Annotated in this window: 5 protein-coding genes and 1 pseudogene; 4 read left to right on the top strand and 2 right to left on the bottom strand. The window is 74.0% G+C overall.

Annotation, left to right across the window (positions count from 1 at the left end; genetic code table 11):
• Both AE652_RS36535 and AE652_RS36530 read left to right on the top strand, forming a co-directional pair.
• Positions 1–211: pseudogene (locus tag AE652_RS36535) on the top strand (acetyl-CoA carboxyl transferase); the annotation flags it as partial.
• 510 nt (positions 212–721) lie between these two features.
• Positions 722–1,117 (top strand): transglycosylase SLT domain-containing protein, encoded by a 396-nt coding sequence (locus tag AE652_RS36530; protein ID WP_049659347.1) that lies wholly within the window; start codon positions 722–724, stop codon positions 1,115–1,117.
• 235 nt (positions 1,118–1,352) lie between these two features.
• Here AE652_RS36530 and AE652_RS36525 read toward each other — a convergent pair whose 3' ends face one another.
• Positions 1,353–1,811 carry an HD domain-containing protein gene (locus AE652_RS36525; RefSeq protein WP_049659345.1) on the bottom strand — a complete coding sequence of 153 codons (459 nt, stop codon included), beginning with the start codon at positions 1,809–1,811 and terminating at the stop codon, positions 1,353–1,355.
• 269 nt (positions 1,812–2,080) lie between these two features.
• Here AE652_RS36525 and AE652_RS36520 point away from each other — a divergent pair, with 269 nt between their 5' ends.
• Entirely contained in the window at positions 2,081–3,007 is a 927-nt protein-coding gene (locus tag AE652_RS36520) for an AEC family transporter (protein WP_049659344.1), read from the top strand.
• Positions 3,008–3,027: 20 nt separating this feature from the next.
• Here the strand turns inward: AE652_RS36520 and AE652_RS36515 are convergent, their stop codons facing one another.
• A complete protein-coding gene (locus AE652_RS36515; protein WP_049659353.1) occupies positions 3,028–3,462 on the bottom strand; it encodes a helix-turn-helix domain-containing protein in 435 nt (144 codons plus the stop codon).
• Positions 3,463–3,647: 185 nt separating this feature from the next.
• Between AE652_RS36515 and AE652_RS36510 the strand changes: the two genes are divergently transcribed.
• On the top strand, positions 3,648–4,210 hold a 563-nt coding region (locus tag AE652_RS36510), incomplete at its 3' end, for an alpha/beta fold hydrolase (RefSeq protein ID WP_049659342.1).

Here is a 4,210-nt window from a genome sequence, read left to right as displayed (position 1 = left end):
CCAGGGGATCGGGGCGCACCGGCTGGCCGAGGTCGGGCTGGTCGACGAGGTGGTCCCGGAGCTGCCGGACGCCGCCGAGGAGCCGGCGGCCTTCTGCGCCCGGCTCGGGCAGGCGGTCGGCGCGGCGCTCGGCGCCCTGTCGGCGACCACCGAAACGGACCGGCTCGCGGCCCGGGCCGTCCGGCACCGACGGCTGGGCGACCTCCGTTAGGACCCGCCTCCCACCTCCTGCCGCTCGGCGCGGCGGTGTGGCGCCGGTCCCGCCGCTCGGGTGTGGCGCCGGTCTCAGCGCGGGGTTGATCGTCTGTACCCACCGTGCTTCGACCGGGCCGGCGAGTGACGCCCGCCGAGCCCCGCACGGTGAGTGCGCTCACACGTGATCAACACCCACGACGGGCGGTAGTAGACACCCCCGGAACGCCCGCGCCACCCCGGCACCCCCCGCGTTCGCGCTGCTCACCCCCGCTCCGCACGCTCCGCGCGACCGCCCCTTCGAATCCACGGCGGCCCCTTCCGTACGACCGTGGGTCGTACCGAGGGGGTCTTGGCGGGGGCCGATGCCGTCTGCCAACAATGGCTCAGTCGTCAGCCGCACCGGCACCTGTCCCGCCGGTGAACGGCTTGCTGCCGGGTCACGACCCCGCGACCGTTACGGCCCCTGTCCGGCCGAGGTCCGCGGCGGGGAGTGACCCGGCCCAACCCGATTGAGGTCCTGCTCTTTATGCCCGCTTTCAAGCTCCGTATGCGCACCTCCGCCGCGATCCTCGCCGGCGCCGCCGGTCTGACCGCCCTGGGCGCGGGTGTCCTGCCCGCCACCGCGAACGCCGCCACCGCCTCCCCGCAGGCCATCGCCGCCCAGATCGTCCCGGCCAACCAGCTGGCGTCCTTCAGCCAGATCATCGCCCACGAGTCGAGCTGGAACGTGTCCGCGACCAACGCGAGCTCCGGCGCGTACGGCCTGGCCCAGGCGCTGCCGGGCTCCAAGATGGCCTCGGCGGGCTCGGACTGGAAGACCAACCCGGCCACCCAGATCAAGTGGGCGCTGGACTACATGAACACCCGCTACGGCAGCCCGAACGCCGCCTGGAACTTCTGGCAGGCCAACCACTGGTACTAAGCCGACCCCATCGGCCCACCAGCCTCCGACCGTCACCTGACCACTCCCCCTCACCCCGGGGGTCGGACAGGGACCACCGGGGTGCCCGAGAGGGCCCGGACCCGCGCGATCCGCGTGGTCCGGGCCCTCTTGTGGTTCCCCGGCGCCCGTGGGCGGCGGGCTCCGCAGGTGCTCAGGCTCCGGCTCCTCGGGCCCCGGCTCCTTGGGCCCCGGCTCGGGTACTACAGCTCGTGGACTACAGCTCGCCGGTGAGTCCGAGCAGCTCGCGCATCCGCGCGTACTTGGCGGCCAGCCGCTCGGCGGTCGCCGGGTCCAGCACGGCGAGGCGGGCCGGATCGGAGTTGTGCGCCAGGTCCGCGCGCTTGACCAGCAGCGCGCCCGGCGTGGCCAGGATGCGAGCCGTGTACTCCTCGACCGGCTCGTCCCGGCGCCGGGTGAGCGCGTCCACGATCGCCTTGGTCTCCTCCGGCAGCGCGGCCCCGGCCAGCCACTCCCGGCTCAGCCGGTCGTCCTCGACGGTGTCGTGCAGCCAGCCCGCCGCGACCTGCGCCGCGCTGCCGCCCCGCGCCGCCGTCCCGTGGGCGACCGCCGCGATGTGCTCGCCGTACGGGTGGCCGTTCTTGTCCACCTGCCCCCGGTGGGCCCGGCGCGCGATCGCCTCCACCTCGGACAGGCTCAGGTACTGGTCCTCCATCGGCTCATCGTAGGCCCGGGCGGTCGGCGTCGCTCCGGGCGGTCGGCCTCGTTCCGGGCGGTCGGCCTCGTTCCTGGCCCGCCGATCCCGCCGACGGCCCGACCCGGCTGGCGTGCCCGCGACAGGCCCGTTGATCACCTCGCCGACGGCCACTGGTTTACTGCCCCGGGGGTTCATGGGCTTCGGGGGGTCACCGCGCTCGGGAGTCGGCGCCCCCGACGGGAGACCCCCGTCGCACCGGCAGATCCGCCCGAGCGATCCGAGGAACCATGCCAGCCCTGCACCCCCTGCTGTCCGCCTTCGCGCCGATCTGGGCGCTCACCGGCGTCGGCTACGTCGTCGGCCGCACCGGGCTGCTCGGGCCGCAGGCCGAGACGGTGCTCAACCGGTTCGTCTTCCACGTGGCGATGCCGGCCGCGCTGTTCCTGATGATCGCCCGCACCCCGCTGGACCGCTTCGCCAACGCCTCGATGCTCGCCTTCACCGCGGGCACGGTGGTCACGATCGGCCTCGGTCTGCTCGTCGGGCGGCTGCTGTTCCACCGCAAACCCGGCGAACTGGCCGTCGGCGCGATGGCCTCCGGCTACGTCAACTCGGCCAACCTCGGCATCCCGGTGACCATGCAGGTCCTCGGCGACGCCTCCTTCGTGGCGCCCGTGGTGCTGTTCCAGATCCTGGTGGTCACCCCCGCCGTCCTGGCAGTCCTGGACGGCGGCGCGGCCGGGCGGCGGGCGCTGCTCACCCTGCCCGTCCGCAATCCGATCCTGCTGGCCACCGCCCTGGGCGCCCTCGCCTCGGCGACCGGCGTGCACCTGCCCGCCGAGCTGAATCGTTCCTGCGAACTGCTCGGCGGCGCCGGCGTCCCGACCGCGCTGATCACCCTCGGCATATCGCTGCACAACCGCCCGCCGGCGGAGGGCCGTCCGCGCCGCACCGAGGTCGGGCTGACCGTCGCGCTCAAGACCCTGGTCCAGCCGCTGGTGGCCCTCGCCGTGGCCGGCCCGCTGCTCCACCTGCCCGCGCACCAACTGCTCACCGTGGTGCTGTTCTCCGCGCTGCCCACCGCCCAGAACGTGTACACCTACGCCCGCGAGTACCGGCAGGGCATCGCCCTCGCGCGGGACGCGGTGCTCTGGTCGACGCTGGTGTCGATGGCGACGCTGTCGGTGATCAGCTGGACTCTCGGCCCCGCGTAGCCCCGGCCCTCCCTGGACGCTCAGTTCTCCCGGGCGGCCGCCACCACCCCGGTCATCGCCGTCAGGAAGCGTCGGGCCGTGTCCAGCTCCGCCGGCTCGAACTGCCGCATCGCCGCGACCAGATCGCCGATCAGCCCGCCGAAGAAGCCCTCCCCCAGCTCCATCGCCCGCTCCTCCACCAGCAGCCGCACCCGGCGCCGGTCCCGCGGGTCCCGCTCGCGCCGGATCAGCCCGAGCCGCTCCAGCCGGTCCACCAGGCCGGTGGTGCCCGCCGAGTTCAGCCCCAGCGCCTCGCCGAGCCGGCCCGGGGTGACCACCTCCCCGGCCCTGGCCGCGTCCAGCAGGTGGATCAGCGCCCGCAGATCGGTCGGATGCAGACCGTTGCGGGCCGCGAACTCGGCTCCGAACAGGTCGAGTTCGACCGTCAGGCCACGCAGCAGGTGCACCAGCCGCATCGGGTCGGCAACCTCGGACACCCTGTCGTCCTTCCTCGGGGAGGCATGTGCGACTATTCTCTCGCTCAGCGAGATACTTGTTCAGCACGATACATGTTCAGCGTAATACTCGTTCACCGCGACACTTGCCCGGCGAATGGTCCAGCCGGCTCGGCCGCCATCACACCACACCCGCGGAGGCCCTCATGTCCGCCCGCACCGCCCCCTTCCTCGCCGCCTACGACGCGCTGCTCGCCCGCTGGCCCGTCCCGGTCGAAGCGCTCACCGTCCGCACCACCCACGGCACCACCCGGATCAACGCCTGCGGACCCGCCGACGGCCGCCCGCTCGTCCTGCTCCACGGCGGCGGCGCCACCTCCACCCTGTGGTTCGCCAACGCCGGCGCCCTGGCCGAAGCAGGACACCGCGTCCTCGCCGTCGACCTCATCGGCGACCCGGGCCGCAGCGTCCACGACGGCGCCGCCCTCGACGGCGTCCCCGGCCTGCTCGGCTGGCTGGACGCCGTCCTCGACGGACTCGGCGTCCAACAGGCCGACCTCTGCGGCCACTCGTACGGCGGCTGGATCGCCCTGGAGTACGCCCTGCACGCCCCCACCCGGGTCGGCCGGCTCGCCCTGCTCGACCCCACCCAGTGCTTCGCCGGCTTCCGCCCCGGCTACCTGCTGCGCGCCCTCCCCCTCTTCCTCCCCCACCGCACCCCGGCCCGCGCCCGCGCCTACCTCGACTGGGAAACCGGCACCACCCCCCG

It is taken from the genome of Kitasatospora sp. MY 5-36 (assembly GCF_001182915.1).
Taxonomy (GTDB): domain Bacteria; phylum Actinomycetota; class Actinomycetes; order Streptomycetales; family Streptomycetaceae; genus Kitasatospora.
The sequence above is the reverse complement of the archived record's forward strand: the minus strand, read 5'-3'. Positions and strand labels throughout refer to the sequence as shown.

Bases quoted from the DNA above. Each gene is read 5' to 3' on its own strand.
- AE652_RS36530 (WP_049659347.1), top strand. From the start codon at position 722: ATGCCCGCTTTCAAGCTCCGTATGCGCACCTCCGCCGCGATCCTCGCC.
- AE652_RS36525 (WP_049659345.1), bottom strand. From the start codon at position 1,811: ATGGAGGACCAGTACCTGAGCCTGTCCGAGGTGGAGGCGATCGCGCGC.
- AE652_RS36520 (WP_049659344.1), top strand. From the start codon at position 2,081: ATGCCAGCCCTGCACCCCCTGCTGTCCGCCTTCGCGCCGATCTGGGCG.
- AE652_RS36515 (WP_049659353.1), bottom strand. From the start codon at position 3,462: ATGCGGCTGGTGCACCTGCTGCGTGGCCTGACGGTCGAACTCGACCTG.